General features: G+C 59.0%; 21 protein-coding genes. 11 read left to right on the top strand and 10 right to left on the bottom strand.

Annotation, left to right across the window (positions count from 1 at the left end):
* Nucleotides 1-96 precede the first annotated feature (96 nt).
* Nucleotides 97-1,566 carry a methyl-accepting chemotaxis protein gene (locus HU730_RS04475; protein WP_186526639.1) on the bottom strand — a complete coding sequence of 490 codons (1,470 nt, stop codon included), beginning with the start codon at nt 1,564-1,566 and terminating at the stop codon, nt 97-99.
* Between the two features lie 96 nt (nt 1,567-1,662).
* Nucleotides 1,663-2,469 carry a TatD family hydrolase gene (locus HU730_RS04470; protein ID WP_186526640.1) on the bottom strand — a complete coding sequence of 269 codons (807 nt, stop codon included), beginning with the start codon at nt 2,467-2,469 and terminating at the stop codon, nt 1,663-1,665.
* 236 nt (nt 2,470-2,705) lie between these two features.
* Here HU730_RS04470 and HU730_RS04465 point away from each other — a divergent pair, with 236 nt between their 5' ends.
* The 3 genes from HU730_RS04465 to HU730_RS04455 all read left to right on the top strand — a co-directional run bounded on the left by HU730_RS04465 (nt 2,706) and on the right by HU730_RS04455 (nt 5,234).
* Nucleotides 2,706-4,127, top strand: coding sequence for a transglycosylase SLT domain-containing protein (locus HU730_RS04465; protein ID WP_034126720.1), 1,422 nt, complete (start codon nt 2,706-2,708; stop codon nt 4,125-4,127).
* A 104-nt stretch (nt 4,128-4,231) separates the two neighbouring features.
* Nucleotides 4,232-4,666 carry a DoxX family protein gene (locus HU730_RS04460; RefSeq protein ID WP_186526641.1) on the top strand — a complete coding sequence of 145 codons (435 nt, stop codon included), beginning with the start codon at nt 4,232-4,234 and terminating at the stop codon, nt 4,664-4,666.
* A gap of 259 nt (nt 4,667-4,925) precedes the next feature.
* Nucleotides 4,926-5,234 carry a hypothetical protein gene (locus HU730_RS04455; protein ID WP_034126721.1) on the top strand — a complete coding sequence of 103 codons (309 nt, stop codon included), beginning with the start codon at nt 4,926-4,928 and terminating at the stop codon, nt 5,232-5,234.
* Here HU730_RS04455 and HU730_RS04450 read toward each other — a convergent pair.
* From HU730_RS04450 to HU730_RS04440, 3 genes are read right to left on the bottom strand one after another with little or no spacing between them, the layout of a single operon-like run.
* Nucleotides 5,221-6,981 carry a Gldg family protein gene (locus HU730_RS04450; protein WP_186526642.1) on the bottom strand — a complete coding sequence of 587 codons (1,761 nt, stop codon included), beginning with the start codon at nt 6,979-6,981 and terminating at the stop codon, nt 5,221-5,223. The genes HU730_RS04455 and HU730_RS04450 overlap by 14 nt on opposite strands.
* A gap of 16 nt (nt 6,982-6,997) precedes the next feature.
* Nucleotides 6,998-7,723 carry an ABC transporter permease gene (locus HU730_RS04445; protein WP_186526643.1) on the bottom strand — a complete coding sequence of 242 codons (726 nt, stop codon included), beginning with the start codon at nt 7,721-7,723 and terminating at the stop codon, nt 6,998-7,000.
* On the bottom strand, nt 7,720-8,646 hold the full coding sequence (locus HU730_RS04440) for an ABC transporter ATP-binding protein (RefSeq protein WP_186526644.1): 927 nt from the start codon (nt 8,644-8,646) through the stop codon (nt 7,720-7,722). Before HU730_RS04440 ends, HU730_RS04445 begins: the two co-directional genes overlap by 4 nt.
* A 240-nt stretch (nt 8,647-8,886) precedes the next feature.
* Here HU730_RS04440 and HU730_RS04435 point away from each other — a divergent pair, with 240 nt between their 5' ends.
* The gene (locus tag HU730_RS04435) at nt 8,887-9,927 is read left to right on the top strand and encodes a hypothetical protein (RefSeq protein ID WP_186526645.1); all 1,041 of its coding nucleotides are present in this window, start codon (nt 8,887-8,889) and stop codon (nt 9,925-9,927) included.
* A gap of 126 nt (nt 9,928-10,053) precedes the next feature.
* Entirely contained in the window at nt 10,054-10,533 is a 480-nt protein-coding gene (gene greB, locus HU730_RS04430) for a transcription elongation factor GreB (protein ID WP_054897905.1), read from the top strand.
* Nucleotides 10,534-10,570: 37 nt separating this feature from the next.
* Here the strand turns inward: greB and HU730_RS04425 are convergent, their stop codons facing one another.
* Both HU730_RS04425 and HU730_RS04420 read right to left on the bottom strand, forming a co-directional pair.
* Nucleotides 10,571-13,081, bottom strand: a complete 2,511-nt coding sequence (locus HU730_RS04425; protein WP_186526646.1) for an ABC transporter permease — start codon at nt 13,079-13,081, stop codon at nt 10,571-10,573.
* On the bottom strand, nt 13,081-13,764 hold the full coding sequence (locus HU730_RS04420) for an ABC transporter ATP-binding protein (protein ID WP_003189864.1): 684 nt from the start codon (nt 13,762-13,764) through the stop codon (nt 13,081-13,083). Before HU730_RS04420 ends, HU730_RS04425 begins: the two co-directional genes overlap by 1 nt.
* A gap of 10 nt (nt 13,765-13,774) precedes the next feature.
* Here HU730_RS04420 and HU730_RS04415 point away from each other — a divergent pair, with 10 nt between their 5' ends.
* The 3 genes from HU730_RS04415 to HU730_RS04405 all read left to right on the top strand — a co-directional run bounded on the left by HU730_RS04415 (nt 13,775) and on the right by HU730_RS04405 (nt 15,795).
* Entirely contained in the window at nt 13,775-14,380 is a 606-nt protein-coding gene (locus tag HU730_RS04415) for an arylesterase (protein ID WP_060765040.1), read from the top strand.
* Nucleotides 14,381-14,438: 58 nt separating this feature from the next.
* The gene (locus HU730_RS04410; RefSeq protein WP_003189866.1) at nt 14,439-14,732 is read left to right on the top strand and encodes a hypothetical protein; all 294 of its coding nucleotides are present in this window, start codon (nt 14,439-14,441) and stop codon (nt 14,730-14,732) included.
* 97 nt (nt 14,733-14,829) lie between these two features.
* Nucleotides 14,830-15,795, top strand: coding sequence for a L,D-transpeptidase family protein (locus HU730_RS04405; RefSeq protein WP_003189867.1), 966 nt, complete (start codon nt 14,830-14,832; stop codon nt 15,793-15,795).
* A gap of 171 nt (nt 15,796-15,966) precedes the next feature.
* Here the strand turns inward: HU730_RS04405 and oprI are convergent, their stop codons facing one another.
* The gene (oprI, locus tag HU730_RS04400; RefSeq protein ID WP_003172710.1) at nt 15,967-16,218 is read right to left on the bottom strand and encodes an outer membrane lipoprotei OprI; all 252 of its coding nucleotides are present in this window, start codon (nt 16,216-16,218) and stop codon (nt 15,967-15,969) included.
* A gap of 612 nt (nt 16,219-16,830) precedes the next feature.
* On the opposite strand from oprI, the gene HU730_RS04395 reads away from it, so the two are divergent.
* Nucleotides 16,831-17,112 carry a GNAT family N-acetyltransferase gene (locus HU730_RS04395; protein ID WP_003189869.1) on the top strand — a complete coding sequence of 94 codons (282 nt, stop codon included), beginning with the start codon at nt 16,831-16,833 and terminating at the stop codon, nt 17,110-17,112.
* Between the two features lie 69 nt (nt 17,113-17,181).
* On the opposite strand, the gene HU730_RS04390 is transcribed toward HU730_RS04395, so the two are convergent.
* Both HU730_RS04390 and HU730_RS04385 read right to left on the bottom strand, forming a co-directional pair.
* Nucleotides 17,182-18,258: a 3-deoxy-7-phosphoheptulonate synthase gene (locus tag HU730_RS04390; RefSeq protein WP_003189871.1), complete on the bottom strand. Its 1,077-nt coding sequence runs from the start codon at nt 18,256-18,258 to the stop codon at nt 17,182-17,184.
* A 145-nt stretch (nt 18,259-18,403) separates the two neighbouring features.
* Nucleotides 18,404-18,823, bottom strand: coding sequence for a pilus assembly protein PilZ (locus HU730_RS04385; protein WP_034126729.1), 420 nt, complete (start codon nt 18,821-18,823; stop codon nt 18,404-18,406).
* On the opposite strand from HU730_RS04385, the gene HU730_RS04380 reads away from it, so the two are divergent.
* Together HU730_RS04380 and HU730_RS04375 are read left to right on the top strand one after the other, a co-directional pair.
* Nucleotides 18,822-19,208, top strand: a complete 387-nt coding sequence (locus tag HU730_RS04380; protein ID WP_186526647.1) for a thioredoxin — start codon at nt 18,822-18,824, stop codon at nt 19,206-19,208. The two genes, HU730_RS04385 and HU730_RS04380, sit on opposite strands and share 2 nt — an antisense overlap.
* Nucleotides 19,205-20,167, top strand: a complete 963-nt coding sequence (locus HU730_RS04375; protein WP_186526648.1) for a putative 2-dehydropantoate 2-reductase — start codon at nt 19,205-19,207, stop codon at nt 20,165-20,167. Before HU730_RS04380 ends, HU730_RS04375 begins: the two co-directional genes overlap by 4 nt.
* Nucleotide 20,168: the final 1 nt, after the last annotated feature.

The raw sequence follows: 20,168 nt of genomic DNA, 5'->3' as shown, positions 1-20,168 counted from the left end.
AGTCGGCGTTATTCGCGGGGATGGCGAGGAAGTTTCGTCTTAACTTCAGGTAAACCGAGGCTTGGTCGTAGGAGTCGGATTACAGCTGGAACAGTCTTACAACTTCAACTGCCCAATCGCCTTGCTCAACTCCCCGGCCAACGTCGCCAGTTCATTGCTGGTAGTCGCCGATGCCACGGTTTGATGTACGGTGTTTTCGGTCACATCGCGAATGCTCACCACGGCGCGGTTCATCTCTTCGGCAACATGGCTTTGCTGCTCGGCGGCCACGGCGATCTGGGTGTTGCTTTCGCGCATCTGTGCCACGGCCCCGGTGATTTCAGCCAAGGCCACACCAGCTTCCTGGGCCTGCTGGACGCAGTCATCGGCCTTGAATGAGCTTTCCTGCATAAAGTCCACGGCGTCGCGGGTACCGGCTTGCAGCGCCGAGACCATGCGGGTGATTTCGTCGGTGGAGCTTTGCACACGCTTGGCCAGGTTGCGCACTTCGTCGGCGACTACCGCGAAACCGCGACCCATTTCCCCGGCGTGGGCGGCTTCGATGGCGGCGTTGAGGGCAAGCAGGTTGGTCTGTTCGGCGATGCTGTGGATCACCCCGACCACGCCGTTGATTTTCTGGCTGTCTTCGGCCAGTTTCTGGATCATTTCGGCGGTCTGCTGTACCCCACTGGACAGCCCGGCGATCGAACGCTGTACCCGGGTGACCACTGCCTGGCCGCTGCCGGCGAGGGTGTCGGCGGACTGCGACAAGTCACGGGTGGCGCCTGCGTGCTGGGCGATGTGGTAGACGGTGGCGGTCATTTCGTTGATGGCGGTGGCGGCCTGGTCGGTTTCGCTTTGCTGGCCCAGCATGCCGTGTTGCACCTCGTTCATGCTGCTGGCCAGGCGTGCGGCGCCGTCGTCCAGTTGCCGGGCGGTGCGTGCCACGGTATTGACCACGCGCTGGTAACCGGCTTGCATGGCGTTGAAGGCGCTGGCCATCTGGCCGACTTCATCCTTGCAGGCCAACGGCACTCGCGCCGACAGGTCACCAGTTTTTTCAACGTGCAGCATTACATCCTTGAGGGTGTTGAGCTGACTGAGCAGGAAGCGGATCAACAACTGCGAGGCGCCGAGCATGGCCAGCATCAGGACTGCCACGGCAACGGCGTAATTGGCGAAGCGTTCACTGAACACCTGGCTCAGGCTCGGCGCGTAGGCGAGGACTGCGACCTGCTGGCCGTCGGCCCGGCTGATCACCTCGGCGCCGATCAGCGGGTTTTCACCGAACAACGGCATGGGGTTGAGTTCAGTCCAGCCGTTGGCAGTGTTCAGGGCGGGCAGGTCCTGGGGGATCTGGCCTTTGGAAAATGCGAGCCAGTGCTCACCAGTGGGCAACGTTCTGTCGGCTGGCCAGGCGCTGAGCAAGCGTCCTTGGGCCTGGGCCGATGCTTGCGACGCCTGGCTGCGCGCCTGTTGTTCAAGCTGTACCGCGTACAGCACCAGCAGCAGGGTGGTGATGAAGGCGACCGCGTTGACGGCCCAGAATTTGTATTTGAGCGAGATATTGCTAAGCCAGGCACCCATGGAAGGTTTTCTCTGATAGCGGAAACATTATTGGCAAGGTGCCATTATTGTGCCGCTATTCAGAAAAGCGCTTTTGACATGGGTCAATGCGCCGCATCAGTCGATGGCAGGCAAGCCAAAAAAGCGCCGGGCGCAGGCGGTGCTGTGCAACGCCAGATCTTCCATCGTTTCGTTACGGTGCAGGGCCACTTCGCGCAGTACTTCGGGCAGGTACGCCGGCTCATTGCGACCATTCTTCGGCTTGGGGCGCAGGGTGCGTGGTAGCAGATAGGGCGCATCGCTTTCCAGCATCAGACGGCCACCGGGAATTTCCCTGACCAGCGAATGCAGGTGGGTGCCACGGCGTTCGTCGCAGATCCAACCCGTGATGCCAATGTGCAAATCCAGGTCCAGGTAGCTGAACAGCGCTGCCTGTTCGCCAGTGAAGCAGTGCACCACGGCGGCTGGCAGGTGGTCGCGGTAGTCCTTGAGGATCTCCAGCAGACGCTGGTTGGCATCGCGCTCATGGAGAAACACGGGCAGTTGCAGCTCGACGGCCAGGGCGAGGTGTTCTTCGAGGACTTTTTCCTGCTGGGGGCGAGGGGAGAAGTCCCGGTTGAAATCCAGGCCGCATTCACCCACGGCGCGCACTCGGCTGTCGCCCAGCAAGCTGCGCAGGCGTTGGGCGCTGTCGCTGTTCCAGTCGCTGGCAGAGTGAGGGTGAATACCGGCGGTGCTGAACAGGCGCTGGCCGCTTTCGTCGAGCTTTACACACAGTTGCAGGGCCTGTTCGCTGCCCTCGACGCTGGTGCCGGTGAGTACCAATTGCTGCACGCCAGCGGCGTAAGCGCGTTCGAGAACGGCCGTGTGCCTCTCGTCGAAACTGGGGTTGGTCAGGTTGACGCCAATATCAATGAGTTGCATGGTGCTATCTCCGCCTGCGGCCGGAAAGCATATCAGAGCTGTAGATTGATAAGAAAAACCAAGAACTACAACGCGTTAACGCTGTCTTTGAACGTCGCAAGCGACATTGTGGTGGGCCGATTGCCTACCACCGTGGCGCCGTTGCACGCCTTGCCAGCGCATAAAGCGCTCTGTTTCTGACCACCAGCACGTCGTTATTCGCGAAGGTGCTGGCCAGTTTTCTTTTCGGAGAGCGGATGATCCGACCCTCGGCGTTGCTTATGTTGTGCCTGACGTTGCTGCTGCCCATGGCGGCGGTCGCACGTCTGGATGGGCCGCTGCAAGTGGCCAAGCCCGGCAAGGTCCGCGACCTCGCGCAAATTCGCTCCAGCCGCACTCTGCGCGTATTGGTCAACCAGAGCCGCAACAGTTCCGGTGAAGTGCAGGGCCAGGCCATCGGTGTCGAATACCATCGGTTGCGTGCCTTCGAGCAGTACCTCAATGGCCATGCCCGTGATGGGCAGGCCATCAATCTCAAGATCATCCCCAAGGCCAAGGACCAGTTACTCGGCGCGCTGGCCCGTGGCGAGGGCGACCTGGTGGCGCCCGGTGAGTTGCTGGACGTGAAGGGCGTGCACAAGGTCAGCGCCAGCGACCCGATTGTCAGCGATGTGCCGTTGTGGCTGGTGGGCGTCAAGGGTGAACGACGCTTTACCAGGCTGGAGCAACTGTCAGGTCGCACGCTGACGCTGACCACGGGCAGTGCGGCGGCGGATGCCATCAGTCAGGTCAATCAAAAACTGGCTCTGCACAAGCGCCCCCCCGTGAAAGTCGAATGGGTTGACCCCAGCCTGGCGGTGGAAGACGTCCTGGAGATGGTGCAGGCCGGGATTTTTCACCTGACGATCGTGGAAAAACCCATTGCCCAACGCTGGTCGAAAATTCTGCCCAAGTTGCGCTTTGACAAGCAGGTGGTGATCAGCGAGCCGGGCGACGAGTTCTGGTTTGTGCGCCAGGATGCCTCGATGCTGCGCGCCAGCATTGATCGGTTTCTCAAGACCTATCACACGCCTTCCGACCAGGATGTGGCATTCCAGCGTATCTATCGACGCCTCTACCAGGTCCGTAACCCGTTGGCGCGGGCTGACCGCCAGCGCCTGGAAAAACTGCGCCCGGTCCTGCAAAAACATGCACGTGAGCAAGGTATGGACTGGCTGAACCTGGCGGCGTTGGCGTTCAAGGAGTCTTCCCTGGACCCAGGCGCACGCAACAGCGGCGGCCCTACCGGCCTGATGCAGATCACGCCGTCGGCGGCCCAACGGGTGGGGGTCAACAATATCGAGACGCTCGACAATAATGTGCAAGCGGGGGCACGTTACCTGGCGATGATCCGCCGCAAGTTTTTCGCCAGCCCCAAGCTCAATGAGCGTGAGCGCATGGCCTTTATGCTAGCGGCGTACAACATGGGGCCGGAGCGAGTACAGGGCATGCGTACCGAGGCCAAGCGCCGTGGGCTTAACCCCAATCAGTGGTTCTTCCAGGTTGAACGCATTGCCATGGAGCAGGTAGGGATGGGCGGCGTCAGCTATGTTAATAGCGTCAACAAGTATTATTTGGCGTTCGATCGGCAGCGGGAGTCTCTGGAGCCGCCCGCGGCTAAAATTGCATCGCGTAAATAATCGAATTTTTAGATGTCAATTAGGCAATATTTTGGCTTTTATCATTGCTTAAACTGATTAATATAGCGGCCAACCAACCCCTACCTGGAAAAGGATTTACCCCCATGAGCCCAATGATTACCCGTGTACTGTCCACTCGCGCCGGTTATGGCCTGACTATTCTGCGCATTTTCGTCGGCATCATCTTCGCTGCCCACGGTTCGCAAAAACTCTTCGGCTGGTTTGGCGGTGGTGGCCTGGCGGGCACCGCACAATGGATGGAAAGCATCGGCCTGGCGCCGGGCACGCTGATGGCGCTGCTGTCGGGCGGTACCGAGTTCTTCGCCGGCCTGGCCCTGATCATCGGTTTGTTGGTTCGCCCTGCCGCATTGGGCCTGACCTTCCTGACACTGGTGGCGATTTTCTCTGTACACATCCACAACGGGCTGTTCATGGCCAACAACGGTTATGAGTTCGCACTGGCGTTGCTCGGCGGCGCGTTGGCGGTGTTGTTGGAAGGTGCGGGCAAATTGTCTCTCGACCGCGCGATCACTCACTGATCGTTTAGCAAGCTGCACAGAAGGCCCGCTGATGCGGGCCTTTTCGTTGCCCGGGATTCTTGACACTGCCCCACCGGCTTCTCTAGGATGCTGCTCATGCGCCGATTTAAACAGCTAATTGCGGGGCGCCACTGGGACTCAATGCAGCCCGACAGAAGCACGCTTGCTCACGCAGGGCGTTCTTCGAAATACCGCTAAAGCGCTGGTTCGGTGTTGCCTCTCACCTGCCCGCAGACTTTTGAGGCAGAGACACGACACGATGAATGCACTGCGCCCTCTCATACGCTTGGCCCCGATCACCGCGGACCTGACTCAACGCAATCCGAAAATCCTTCTGGGCGGTAAGCACCAGCCGACGCTGCTGCGTTATCTGGACGGCTGGCCACGCCGTTCCGGTCGACCTTCGGCGTTCCTGATCCAGTTTGTTGAAGACGGCGATTCCCTGGCCCGTTTTGCCAGCGATAGTTTCGACCTGGCAGTGATCCAGGCACCGAATGCCAGCAATGCCGTTGAGGTGATCCATCAACTGACACGCATTGCCCGCCAAGGCCTGATTACCCGTCGCTGAGCGAGTGGTGATAGGCCGCCAACGTAAATGTTCGACGCCTTCGCTGGTATAGGAAAAGTACCCAGGCAATCAGGCACAGCAGCAGCGGTATCGTGGCGACCATCAGCCATTGCAGATATCGTTCGAAACGCAGCAGCGGGGCGTATGCCTGGGTCTTTAGCGCCTGCAACTCGATGGGCAATTGCAGGCGCTCTTTGTTGAGTGCCTGCAATTGGGTAGTGGTATCCACCGCTTGAGTCATGAGGCTGGTGTGGGGTGGGTTCAACCTGCGCCATGCTTGTTCTGTCTGCTCAAGTCGTCGCTCCATCGCAGTCGCACTTTTGCGATAAGCCTGTGCGGCTTCGTCGCGCATGTGTTCTAGCCTGCGCAATGGTTGGCGCATCACACGGGATTGAATATTTCTGAGTGCCTCGGGCGCCGCCAGATTATCCAACGTGTTCAATACAAACTGCGCGTTGCCGTTGGGCAGGGCGTTATTGAGCGTGTCCGCGAGCAAGTCGGTGTCGGCGACGATCACCATCTGGATCTGTTCTGCCCTCTGCAGCCCGGGCGGCTGGTCCTCCAGGCCGTCGGGAAACGCTGAATAAGCAGGCCCTTCAAGGCGGGCGGCGATGACATGACGCTGCCCTGAAGTCGCTGATTCATCTATGAGTGAGTCGAACGTGGTAGCGGAAGCAAAGCGTTCTGCGTCCACCAATGCCGATTGGCGTGAGCTCAGCAGAAGCGGGGTCAACAGCGAGCGGCTTTTGGGGGCCAAGGAGAGCGCGCCGCTGCTCGATACGATGACCGAATGCAGTCCCCAGGTACTGATATCCGTCCTGGTCATTGCCTGCCTTGGCAGATGTAGCCTGGCCGGGTGCAGTACCGCGGGCATTCCGGTGTCGGGCGTTGCTGATGAGGCATAAAGATTATCGACCAGCAACTTGTCCGCAGGCATCTGGATACCCCATGCGGTCAGCAGCGCATCCAGCCTGGCGTTTGTGGATATGGCGTCGGCGCCTATCTCGCTCACCGGGTCGATGAACATCATCAGCTTGCCGCCTTTGAGTACCCATTGCTCAAGGGCATATAGGGCTCGACCAGATAGAGCGTGTGGCTGTACAACCATCAGTGTGTTCACGGAGGGCGGTACTTGGGTGATGTTCGCTGCCAATTCCACCACATTGAATTGCTCGCGCATCAACTCCAGTAACCCTCCGGCCGATTTGCCCAAGGGCAGTCCCGACAGTAGGCCAACAGTGGGGCGGTCAGGGTGCATCAACTTGTAGATCAGGTGGCTGATTTCATACTCGAGCAATGATTCATGCTCAGGGTTGAACGCTTGGATGCGTTGGGCGCCCTGGCCGGCACGCGTACCGATAAGGCCAAGGAATCCTTGTGTGTCATCAAGGCCAAACAAGCTGGCTTTATAGGCGTCCTCAGAGAACGGGGTGGGGTTGATAATATGTAAGTTGATCATGCCGTTGGCAGCTTTTTCGAATTCCTTGAGCAAGTCTTCCACGCGCCGGCCATAACGTTTCAATACCGGTTTTTTTTGCGGTGCATTGAGGGTGTTGAAGAAATATAAGTCCAGTTGGCTTTCAAGTGAAACGAGTAATTGCCGCGCCGATGGCGATAGGGTGTGGGTGTTTTCTTGGGAAAAGTCCCAACGGACAGTTGGCAGTTTGGGTACCCAGACTAAATTGAATGCCAGAAACAGTAGTGATATGACAATCAATGTCATACCCGCGCGAAAAGCGGATCCCATCAGTGGCGTTCCTATGTCAGCTGTTTCTGTAGTTGAGTGTGAGGGTGGTCGCAAACAGAAAAGCCAAGATCATGCTTATGAAGTACAGGCAGTCATGCAATGTCAACTTGCCGTTATCCATCGCGCTGAAGCGGGAAATCGGATCAAGGGATATCAAACTGTCGATAATCCATATGGGGGTCTGCTGTTCCAGCGCATCCAACATTGAAGATATCCCACTGGCGGCCAGCAACAAGCACAGCGTCAAGAGGGAAATCATAACGCGTTGGTTCGTCAGCACACAGGCAAAGCAACCCACAGAGAGATAGCTTCCCGCCAACAACCAACTGGCGAAGAACTGTGATGCGATAACGGTATTGTCGGGGGTGCCAAGATAATTGACAGCCATTACCAAAGGAAAATTAAGCATCAAAGCGATGCCACAGACGATCCATGCCGCCATAAACTTTCCAACCACTCGCTGCGTCGGAGTGACAGGTAAGGATTTCAATGTGTCGCAAAAGCCAACGTTGGATTCGTCGGACCATAACTGCGTCGATAAAATCGGTACCAGTAGCAGATAGAGCCAAGGATGCAGTTCGAAGAATGCCTGCAAATCGCTGCTGTTTTGTTCCAGCCAGTGATGGCTGTGCAACCCCAGCGTCGCACCCAGCACGAGAAAAACCGCCACACTCATATAAGTGCTCGGTGATGAGGCAAAGCTGGCGAGTTGTCGTTTGAAAATGATGGTTAGCAGTCTCAAGTATTTACCTCATGGCTCAGATGGTGAACGACATCGTTCAGGCGACCCGGCTCCAGATTCATTGACGTTATGTTCCAGCCACGGTGGGTGATGAGCGCGTTGATTGAAGGGAAGATGGAGTGCCCGGGCATGGCCAGAACAGTCACCTTGCCGGGGGCATGCCGGTCTTCTTCGATGCCTGCGACGCCAGGTAATACGGCAAGCGCCAGCAAATCCAGCGGGGTGTCCGCCGCCAGGGTCACCGCTTGGAAATGCCGGGAGCTGCGTTGCAGATCCGGCAGTGAAGCGTCGGCCACCAGGCGGCCGTCGGCGATGACCAAGGCACGGGTGCAGGTATCCGCTAACTCTTGGTAACGGCGGGAGGCGATGATGATCGTCATTTCCTCGGTCAGGGATTGGATGAGTGCCCTGAACTTGAGCCGTTGATCAGGGCATAGTCCCTCCGTAGGCTCATCCAGCAGAAGCAGGCTTGGGGAGTGCAGGAGTGCCTGGGCCATTGCGACTCTGCGCTTCAAGCCAAGTGGAAGCACATCGATCGGGCAGTTGAGCACGGGCAGCAGTTCCAGTCGCGTGACTACTTGCTCGACTCGACTGCGCTTTTCAACACCGCTCAAACCGCGAATAGCGGCAATAAAATTGAGCATATGCCTGACGGACATCCTGTGATGATTGAGACCGTCCTGGAGTTGATAGCCAACGACTTTTTTGGCTTGGAGTGAATGGGTCTGGGTACTGAAGCCTTGGATAGTGATTTGTCCTGAAGTAGGTTTGATTGCCCCGGCAATCAAACTCAGCAGTGCTGTTTTTCCTGCACCACTCTCTCCCAGCAGGGCCACACACTCCTGGCGCTGGGCGCAGAAGGAGAGGTTGGTGATAACGCTTTTTTTGCCCAGCTGTTTTGTCAAGTTGCTTATCTCGATCATATTTTTACCGAATAAGTTTTGCAGGGCGTGTGAGAGGTGCCGGCCGTATGGGAGAGAGCTTTAAAAAGGGTACGTTCAATAAAGTGGCTTGGGAACGCGAGACGTAACTAATAAGAAGAATCCTACGTTCGGCTCGATAATTCGCTGAAACAATTGTTTTGTTTGGAAGACTTATTAAAGCTCGGATGTTTATCTGGTGTTTATATAAGGTTTTTTCTTTTGTAATGAGGCCTGATTGCCATGATGCTTCTACGTACTCTTGTTCTTGAACGTAACGACGAAGACGCGCCCGTTAACGGCGCGTTGCTGTGTGGGTTCGCTGTCACGCAAACCGGGTCCAACTTTCTCGTGTATAGCCTGGATGAGGAGACCGAACCCGGTCACTCCCGGGTCTATATCGCGGTATTACGTAAAAAGCTCGAACGCTATTTTCTGGGGGGGGTTGATTCAAAAGAGGACCTGCAATCAGCGATGCAGGTCTTCAAGCAGATCCTGATGATGGCGGCCGCGTCAGGTTCGAAGGCAAGCTCGATTGGCGACGCTGAGGTTCCCTTTCACTTTATTGACTTGAAGGGCTGCCGGCTGCCGCCTGCCAGGCCCGAGGATCATCACTCGGTGATCATCAAGAAGGCATTGGTCATGAAGGTGATCACCTTGGGTATGTCTGCGCCGGCGTTGCCTGCGATCGAAAGCAGCGCAGTGATCGTGCCGTCCATTCGCTTTTCGTCGCAAATGGTTGCGCCTCCCCGAAATCCGCGCGCACCCACGGCTGTGCCGCAGCCTGTGGATGAAGACACCTTTGAAGAGCCGACGCAGTCGCTGGCCGCGATACCGCAGTTGCAGGTCAAGACCAGTGCGCCGCCTGTCCCGGATGAACAAAATGACAGCCAGTTTGAGCCAAACAACCTGCGGCTGGAGCCACCCGAGCCCGACCACTTGGACCCGCCTGCCCACCTGGAGCATACCTCTTTGCTTGAAATGGACAGCGCGCTGAGCAATCTGGCCAAGGTCGCCCAAGAGTTGACGCAAAAAAAATGCGCCGTCCTCGAGAAAGAACAAATGCTTGAACAGTGGCAGGCGTCCCTGCAACAGCAGCAGAGCCAACTGGATGAAAAAGGCCGTGAACTTGAGCAGCGCCATACCTATTTGCAGAAGCAGGGGTTGGAGGTCAGTCAGAAAGCCGAAAAGCTGACAATGATGATGTTGCAGTTGTCCGGCATGCGCCAGCGCATGCAGGGCATGCTGCTTGAGTTGGATCAAGTCCTGGAGGGCCATGGGTGAGGTTACAGGGGGCGCCGGCCTGGATACTTTCCAGGGTTCATTTATCATCAGTCCCAGCCAGCCGCTGCCTGGGCATGATGCCCTGGCGTATCGGCACCATTAGACATTGCCTGGGGATGTGAGCGTTTGAGTACCAAGCTGATTACCAAAGAGGGTCATGAAGCGCTGAAAAAAGAGCTGGATTACCTATGGCGTGAAAAACGTCCGGATACCACGCGTAAAGTGACCTGGGCAGCCTCCCTGGGAGATCGCAGTGAAAACGCCGATTACCAGTACAACAAGAAGCTGCTGCGCGAGATCGACCGACGGGTGCGTTACCTGCGCAAGCGCCTGGAAGACATGCGGGTGGTGGAGTACATGCCCGAGCAGGAGGGAAAGGTGTTTTTCGGCGCATGGGTCGAAATCGAAAACGAACAGGGCGAGGCCAAGCGTTTTCGCATCGTGGGTTATGACGAGATCTACGACCGTATGGATTACATCTCCATCGACTCACCCATGGCACGGGCCCTGCTGCGCAAGGAGGTGGATGACGAGGCAGTCGTACAGACCCCAGGCGGAGAGGTGTGCTGGTGGATCACCAAGATCGAATATGTAAAGCCGGCCTGATGGCACGTACCCTTGGCAGAGTACGCGCCATCGGGGGTCAGCTTTCGCGCAGAACGGTCAGCGGGCTGGCATTCAGTGCGCGGCGCGTGCCAAATACCCCGGCAGCGCCAATCAGCAAGGCACCGATTACGGGCAGCAGTAACAACCACGGGTGGGGATGCCACGCCAGGTCAAATGCATAGCGGTACAGCACCCAGGTCACCAGTTCGGTGCCCAGTGCCGCCAACAAGCCGCTGACGGCGCCCAGCAGGCCGAACTCAATGCGTCGGGCCTTGACCAGCAACTTACGCTCGGCACCCAAGGCGCGTAGCAATGCACCCTGGCGGATTCGTTCATCCAGGGTGGCCTGCAGGCCAGAGAACAACACCGCCATGCCCGCCGCGAGGACAAACAACAGCACGTATTCGACTGCCAGCGTTACTTGGGCAAGGATGCTGCGCAACTGCTCCAGCAGGGCCTCGACCTGCAGGATAGTGACCGCCGGGAAGGCCCGTGACAGGTCGACGATCTGTTGGTCATGGCCGGGAGCCAGATAGAAGCTGGTGAGGTAGGTCGCGGGCAGATCCTTCAAGGTGCCCGGTTGGAAAATCATGAAGAAGTTGGGCTGGAAGTTATCCCAGTTGATGGTACGCAGGCTGGTGACCCGCGCTTCACGGTTTTCCCCGCCGATGGTGAACAACAGATGGTCGTTGAGCTTGAGCTTCAAGCTCTCGGCCACTTTGGCTTCCACCGACACGCCAGGAACCCCGTCAGTGGGTTGCGCCGACCACCAGGTACCTGCCGTCAGGACGTTACCCGCTGGCAGGTCGGCTGCCCAAGTCAGGCTCAGGTCACGTTGAGTGGCACGGTCGCCACTGGAGTCCTTGCTGACAATCTCCTGCACGGCTTCGCCATTGATGCTGATCAAGCGCCCTGGCACCACCGGGTAGAGCGGCGCTGCTTGTGCCTGGACGTCCAGCAGCCGGGCGCCAAAGGCGTCCTTGTCGGCTGGCAGGATATTCAGCGCGAAGTAGTTGGGCGCATCCTTGGGCAACTGGTTTTGCCAGGTGTCGAGCAATTCGCCCCGCAACAGCGCGATCAACCCCATGGACAACAGGATCAAGCCAAAGGCCAGGGATTGGCCCGCTGCCGCCAACGGGTGACGCAACAATTGGCCCAGGCCCAGGCGCCACGGCAGGGAGGCGCGAGCCAGTAACCGCCGCAGGCTCTGTAGCAACAACAGCAGCAAGCCACCCAGGAGCAGCGCAGCGACTACACCGCCGCCGAGTAATGCGAAGGTCAATACCAGGTCCAGGCTCAGGCGCCACATGATCAGGCCCAAGGCAAACAGTGCCGCGCCGTAGACCATCCAAGTGCTTGAAGGAATAGGCAGTAAATCGCGACGCAATACCCGCAGCGGCGGTACCCGGCCCAGTGCGGCCAGCGGTGGGAGGGCGAAGCCGGCGAGGGCGACCAGTCCGGTGCCGATCCCGGCAACAGCCGGCAGCAACCCGCCTGGCGGTACGTCGGCGGGCAACAGGTCGTGCAGGAAGTAGAACAGGCCAAATTGCGCCAGCCAGCCGAGCAGGGCGCCGGCCAGGCTCGCCAGCAAGCCCAGCACGCTCAGTTGTAGGCTGAACAGCAGCATGGCTTCACGGCGCGACAGGCCCAGGCAGCGCAGCAACGCGCTGGCATCGAACCGTCGACTGGCGAAGCGGTTGGCCGACAGCGCCACGGCCACGCCAGCCAGCAGCACGGCCACCAGGCTGGCCATGTTCAGGTAACGTTCGGCCTTGCCCAGCGCGCCGCCGATTTGCTGGTTGCCATCGCGGGAGTCCTGCAGCCGCTGGTTGGAAGCCAGGCCCGGTTTGACCAGGTCGCGATAGGTTTGCAGCGCAGTGCTGCCTTGTGGCGCACGCCATAGTTCGCGGTAGCTCACACGGCTGCCTGGCTGGACGACACCGGTGGCGTCCAGGTCCGCCAGGTTGATCATGACCCTGGGCGTGAGGCTGTAGAAGTTCCCGGCCCGGTCGGGCTCGTAGGTCAGGATGCGCGCCAGGCGCAGGGTCTTCATGCCGACATCGATGCTGTCGCCGATTTTCAGGTCCAGCGCCGTCAGCAATCGTGCTTCCACCCAGGCGTCACCGGGTTTGGGACCACCGCCAGGGGTTTGCGTACCGAATGGCTCGGTGCTGCTTTTAAGCTCGCCGCGCAAGGGGTACTGCTCGTTGACCGCCTTGATGCTGGAGAGCTGGATGCCATTATCGGTGGCGATAACGCTGGAGAACTCCACGATACGAGCGTGATCCAGGCCCAGTTCGGTCCCGGATTTGATTTGCTCGGGCCGGGCCGGCGAGCTGCCTTCGAGCACCAGGTCGGCGCCGAGGAATTCGGTGGCGCGCAGCAGCATGGCGCCGTTGAGGCGTGCACCAAAGTAGCCGATGGCGGTGCTGGCAGCCACGGCCACCAGCAGGGCAAAGAACAGCACGCGCAATTCGCCGGCGCGGGCATCGCGCAGTAACTGACGCATGGCAAGGCTGAACAGACGCAATAGCGGCAAACGTGCCATCAAGGCTCCAGGGGCGCGACCATCAGGCCGGCTTCAAGGCGGATCAGGCGTCGGCAACGGTGGGCCAGGCGCTCGTCGTGGGTGACCAGTACCAGGGTCGTACCGCTCTCTTTATTCAACTCGAACAGCAGATCGCTGATGCGCTCGCCAGTGTGGCTGTCGAGGTTGCCGGTGGGCTCGTCGGCAAACAGCACGTCCGGTTCGGCGGCAAACGCGCGGGCTATCGCCACGCGTTGTTGTTCGCCACCGGACAGCTGACGGGGCGAGTGGGTCAGGCGCTGGCCCAGGCCTACGCGCTCCAGCAGGTGTTTGGCTCGCTCGCGGGCGTCCTGGCGACCGTCCAGCTCCAGCGGCAGCATCACGTTTTCCAGTGCATTCAAGCTGTCGAGCAATTGGAAGGATTGGAATACGAAGCCCACATGTTCGGCACGGATGCGTGCGCGCTGGTCTTCGTCGAGGGTGCTCAGGGCTTGCCCGGCCAGGGTGACTTCGCCGCTGCTGGGCAAGTCGAGGCCGGCCAGCAGGCCCAGTAGCGTGGATTTGCCGGAACCGGAGCTGCCGACGATAGCCAGGCTATCGCCCTTGTTCAGTTCCAGGCTCAGTTCGTGCAGGATAGTCAGTTCACCTTCCGCGCTGGGAACCACTTTGCTAAGGTTTCGCGCGGTGAGAATGCTTGCGCCCATGGAGAATCCGATGCGAGTGTGGTTTTTGAGTGCTGGCCTGGCCTTGATGTGCATGGCCCAGAACGCAGCGGCGGGTACAGTCCTGATCGTTGGCGATAGTATCAGTGCCGGTTTCGGCCTGGATACCCGCAAAGGGTGGGTCGCGTTGCTGGAGCAACGGCTCAAGCAGGAGGGTTTTGACGATAAAGTGGTCAATGCTTCCATCAGTGGCGACACCAGCGCGGGAGGCCTCGCGCGGCTGCCCGCGGCGCTTGCAACGCACAAACCGGACGTTGTGGTGATCGAGTTGGGTGGCAACGATGGGTTGCGCGGCCAGCCGCCTGCGCAATTGCAACAAAATCTTGCTTCGATGATCCGGCAGTCCCGGGACAGCGGCGCCAAGGTGCTGCTGTTGGGCATGCAGATTCCGCCCAATTACGGCAAGCGCTATGTCGAAGCCTTTGCCAAGGTATTCGGTGATGTGGCACAGAAAGAAAAGGTGCCGTTTGTGCCGTTTTTCCTCGAGGGCGTGGGTGGCCATCCGGAGTTGATGCAGGCTGACGGGCTACACCCGGCAGTCGCGGCGCAAGACAAGTTGCTGGAAAATGTCTGGCCAACGCTAAAACCGCTGTTATGACGCTTTTCTACCGGCAGGCTTTCGGCTAAGGTGGCGCCCCCCCGATTTGGAGCCCTCGATGTCGCGCCCTGCCTGGTCCCTGTTTAACTACCAACTGATCGAGCCGGACGAGCAGCTGGACCTGTTCGCCTGCCAGGAAGTGCGGGTGCATTTGGTGGCGCGTCAATTGGAGCTGGGCGGCTCGATCGATCGCACGCTCTGCGGCACTCTATTGCCGGCACAGCCACGCTGGTCATCGGTCAACCGCTCGATTTTCCAAGACCAGCGACTCTGCCCGTTATGCCGGGCAATTCTCGAATCGCAAAAGCGCGGCACTCCGCCGATCTGGCCGGAGCTGCGCTTCGAGTTATAGAAGCAGCTGCAAGCATCAAGCTGTAAGCTGTAAGCTAGCGGCTGAAAGCTTGTAGCTCGCTTTTAACCTACCCGTCGTCTTGCGAAGGATTTTCCGGATGTTGTCGCGCCTTTCCGTCGTCACCTGCTGCCTGTCTCTTGCTGCGCTTTGTGCGGCGGGTTCGGCTGCGGCCTTGCAGTTGCCCTTGCCGCCGCCCGGTGAGGACATTGTTGGCCAGGTCCAAGTGATCAAGGCCAAGTACGAAGACACCTTTGCCGACCTTGGCACCACCTACGACCTGGGCTATTCGGAAATGGTTGCGGCCAACCCGGGTGTCGATGCCTGGTTGCCAGGTGCGGGCACCGAGATTGTGCTGCCGACACGCTTTATCCTGCCGCCCGGGCCGCGGGAAGGCATTGTGATCAACCTGGCGGAATACCGGCTCTACTACTATCCAAAAGGCCAAAACGTCGTCTATACCTTCCCCCTGGGCATTGGCCGGGAAGGCTGGGGTTCGCCGATCGCCCATACCAGTATCATCGCCAAGACGCCGAACCCGACCTGGACGCCACCGGCCTCGATCAAGGCCGAACACGCCGCCAACGGTGACCCGCTGCCCAACGTGGTGCCTGCCGGCCCGGACAACCCGCTGGGGCCCTTCAAGTTCACCCTGGGCACGCCGGGTTACCTGATTCACGGCTCCAACATGAAGTTTGGTATCGGCACGCGCACCAGCCACGGTTGCTTCCGCATGTTCAATAACAACGTGTTGGAAATGGCGGGCATGGTGCCGGTAGGCACGTCAGTGCGCATCATCAATGATGCGTACAAGTTCGGCAGCAGTGGTGGCAAGGTTTACCTTGAGGCTCACACGCCGTTGAACGATGACGGTACGCCCTCGGTGGTCGACAAGCACACCGCGGTCATCAATGCGTTGCTCAAGCGCGAAGACCTGTCCAATAACCTGCGGGTCAACTGGGACCAGGTGCGTGATGTGGTCGCCGCCGAGGATGGCTTGCCGACCGAAATTGGAGTGCCAGGCGCGGCGCCCGTGGCCTCCAGTACCCCAGCCGACCTGCTGTAGGAGCGAGCTTGCTCGCGAAAAACCTGAGGGCGCCGCTGACATTCAGGACGCCCGCGTTATCGTTGACCATCTTCGCGAGCAAGCGCGCTCTACAGGTGGCGCGGGCCAAATCAAAGGCAAAAAAAAGCCGACCCATAAATGGATCGGCTTGATAACAACCCCGAAGGATTATTACTTGCGGCTTGCTTTTTCAAGCATGCGCAGAGCGCGCTCGTTAGCTTCGTCAGCAGTCTGTTGTGCTTTTTGAGCAGCAGCCAGAGCTTCATCAGCTTTACGGTAGGCTTCGTCTGCACGGGCCTGGGAGCGAGCTGCTGCGTCTTCAGTTGCAGTCAGACGAGCTTCGGTTTCTTTGGAGACGCTGCTGCAACCGGTAGCCAGAACTGCGGCCAGAGCCAGAGCAGAGAATTTCAGAACGTTGTTCATCGTGTTCCCCTTCAAGGACTTTCAATTTAATGGCTACTTTCTCAGAGTGAGCTAATAGCCGGCGTACATACTACCCATTACTTGTAGTAAGTAAACTGACGTTGCGCAAGAAGCAAAAAAAATTCTTGTGCCGAATCTATTTTGGCTAATCTTTTGGCGGTCTGTATGAAAACTGTCCAGATTTTTGCACCTCGACGAACATTGGATCCAGGCTGAAAGGGCCGGCCCGCATGTGTTAAGCCTTGTAAACAGATGAAATTTTATATAACGAAGCGGGGCACTTTGGTTGCGCTTGGCTTTACTGCGCAAGGCATCTTTCGCGCATCTAGAGGTGACTTTAAGTGCGCCAGTTCGTCTCAAGGTTCAACTGCCGGCAATGTTCAGGCTATCGGTCACCGGTTGATCGAGGCCCTTTCTATATCCACCAGCGGCAGGGGATGACGAGTGCGCCTTGAGCAATTTCAGGATTGGTGCCTACTATTCCCTATGTGCTGGTTGTGAGCGCTCACGGTTTTCTCGCTGTCGAAACCGGCACGGGGTGGCGTAGATGTTCCTTCGCCGGAAAAACATCGGTAAGGTAGGGTCGTTAATTCAGACCCGCGAGGAGTAGTGATGAGCGAGGCGTTGTCCATCCACCATGACCAGGCTGGTCATCAGTTCGAGACCAATGTGGACGGTCATCGTGCCTACCTGACCTACATGGACCTCGGGAAGCAGACCCTGGATATCTATCGCACCTTCGTGCCTAACGCACTGCGGGGGCGAGGCATTGCGGCTGCGTTGACCGAGGAAGCCTTGAAGTTTGCCGAAGAGGCTGGCTACACGGTGATCCCCTCATGCTCCTATGTCGAACGCTATATGGAGCGCCACCAGCGCCATGCTGCGAAGTTGTAACTGACCAGTTGCCAATAAAAAACGCCGGGCTTGGCCCGGCGTTTTTGTGTGCGCGAAACAGGTATTGGCTCAGGTGCGTTTGCGCTGGGGCAACACGTCCTTGAGTTTGGCATGCATGCTGCGCAGGGTGGTCTCAGTGGCCGACCAGTCGATGCAGGCATCGGTGATCGACACGCCGTATTGCAAATCGGCCAAGTCTTTTGGAATCGCCTGGCAACCCCAGTTCAAATGGCTCTCGACCATCAAGCCGATGATCGACTGGTTGCCCTCCAGGATCTGGTTGGCAACGTTCTCCATCACCAGCGGCTGCAACGCCGGGTCTTTGTTGGAGTTGGCGTGGCTGCAGTCAACCATGATGTTTGGCTTGATCTTGGCCTTGTTCAGTGCCTGTTCGCACAATGCGACGCTGACCGAGTCATAGTTGGGCTTGCCGTTGCCGCCACGCAGCACCACGTGACCGTAGGCGTTGCCCTTGGTCGTCACGATGGACACGCCGCCTTCCTGGTTGATACCCAGGAAACGGTGAGGGCTGGAGACCGATTGCAGCGCATTGATCGCCACGGTCAGGCCGCCGTCGGTGCCGTTCTTGAAGCCTACGGCCGAGGACAGGCCGGACGCCATTTCGCGGTGGGTCTGGGATTCGGTGGTACGTGCGCCGATGGCCGACCAGCTGATCAGGTCCTGCAGGTATTGCGGGGAGATCGGGTCGAGGGCTTCGGTTGCGGTGGGCAGGCCCATTTCAGCCAGGTCCAGCAGCAGCTTGCGACCGATGTGCAAGCCATCCTGGATTTTGAAGGAGTCGTCCAGGTATGGGTCGTTGATCAAGCCTTTCCAGCCGACGGTGGTACGCGGTTTCTCGAAATACACGCGCATGACCAGGTACAAGGTGTCGGACACCTCTGCCGCCAGCACCTTGAGGCGCTCGGCATATTCGTGGGCGGCCTTGAGGTCGTGGATAGAGCAGGGCCCGATCACCACGAACAGGCGGTGGTCGGTGCCGTCGAGAATGTCACGGATGACTTCGCGGCCCTTGGTGACGGTCTGCAGGGCAGCGTCGCTCAGGGGGATTTCGCGCTTGAGCTGATCGGGGGTGATCAGGGTCTCGTTGGATTCAACGTTAAGGTCATTGATCGGTAAATCAGCCATCGTGTTACTCGCCAGGGTCACGGGTGCCGGCCGCCAGCTATCCCCGTGCGGCGGGCACAGCATGATTTGAATGCAGGGGGGAGGAACCTTAGCGCGTAACACGGGCCCGCGACAATGGGCAAAGCCCGGTTTAATCCAGCGCTGGCTACACAATCGCCTCATGGGAGAACTCGCCAGCATGGCGCGACACCCAGTCACGGGCCATGGCTTCAAGTTGCGCAGGCGTTGGCTCGGCATCTTCGTGCAGGCGGCAGTAACGCTCGATCTGGCACACTTGCTCACCCATTCGCGCACCGAACAAGGCGTGTTCATCGGTAAAGCAAATACCGATGCGATAGCCCTGTTCGACTTTGCGGCACCAGGCGACATAGCCCGGATAACGGGCGCTGGGCCCCAGGGAAGGGATATGCAGATCAACCGCCGTGCCGGCGCGCCAGGCACGTGGCCAATTGCAGGCGACGCCGCCGCGGCCGATAGTATGCAGGCGTTGGCGGGGCAGGGCGGGAGAGGGACGTTGGATCAACTCGACAGCGACATCATCAGGGTGAGGTAAAAAACGACCCATGTACACGGACTCCGAGCGCCGTCCAGTTGACGGCAATGGCAGCAGTATAGTGAAGGAACTGGAATTGACCGACCTGGATATTGACCAGCAATTGCTGGGATTGCCAGGTATTTCGCTGGTAGTGTTCACCAGTGTCGGTTGTGCCAGTTGCCGCTGGGCACGCCAGCAGTTGCCTGGCTGGCACTTGCCGGTGGACCGCGTGTGCTGGGTGGGTGCCGGGCACAACGGCGGTGCGGTGGAACGCTACCAGATCTTTCATTTGCCGGCGTTGTTCTTGGTGTGCGAGGGTCAATTCCTTGGGCAATTACAGGCACGTCTTACAGCATCCGACCTCGCCGAATGCGTAAACCAGGCGCTCAATCGAATACTAGAGGATTTGCCATGACAGCAGTTGCAGCCCCGTCGCCACGCATTGGCATTATCGGTACCGGTGCCATTGGTGGTTACTACGGACTGATGCTGGCGCGTGCCAGCTTCGATGTGCATTTCCTGTTGCGCAGCGAATATGCCGCGGTGAGCAGGCATGGCCTGCACGTCAACAGTACGGTGCATGGGCAACTGCACCTGCATCCGGTGCAGGCCTATGCCAGCGCCGCCGACATGCCGCCGTGCGACTGGCTACTGGTGGGCACCAAGTCCACCGGCAATGTGGACCTGGCGCCAACCATCGCCCAGGTGGCGGCGCCGGACGCCAAAGTGGTGCTCTTGCAAAACGGCCTCGATGTCGAAGACAGCCTGCGTGAACACCTGCCGCCGTCGCTACATCTGTTGGGCGGCCTGTGCTACATCGGTGTGCACCGCTCGGCCCCCGGTGTGGTCGAGCATCAGGCGCTGGGCCGGGTCAACCTGGGCTATCACAGTGGCACGGCGGCCAACGATGAGGTGCGGCAACAGGCGATTGTCGAAGCCGGCGCCGGGCTGTTTCATCAAGCTGGCATCGAGTCCCAGGCCATGGCCAATGTGCATCTGGCGCGTTGGCACAAGCTGGTCTGGAACGTGCCGTTCAATGGCCTCTCTGTGTTGCTGGGTACGGGCACCACGGCCATGATGGCAGATGAGTCCAGCCGCGAGTTGATCCAGGCGCTGATGGCCGAGGTGGTGCAGGGCGCTCATGCCTGCGGGCATGAAATTCCTGCCAGTTACGCTGGGCAGATGTTCGCCATGACAGAAACCATGGACGACTACCTGCCCAGCATGTACCACGACCATCTGCACAAGCGGCCGCTGGAGCTGGCGGCCATCTACGCCCGCCCCTTGGCCGCTGCCAAAGCGGCCGGTTGCGAACTGCCACGCATGCAGGCGCTCTATCAGGCCTTGAGTTTTATTGATCGGCACAACCGCTGAT

Source organism: Pseudomonas sp. SWRI22 (genome assembly GCF_014268395.2).
Taxonomy (GTDB): Bacteria; Pseudomonadota; Gammaproteobacteria; order Pseudomonadales; family Pseudomonadaceae; genus Aquipseudomonas; species Aquipseudomonas paracarnis.
The sequence above is the reverse complement of the archived record's forward strand: the minus strand, read 5'-3'. Positions and strand labels throughout refer to the sequence as shown.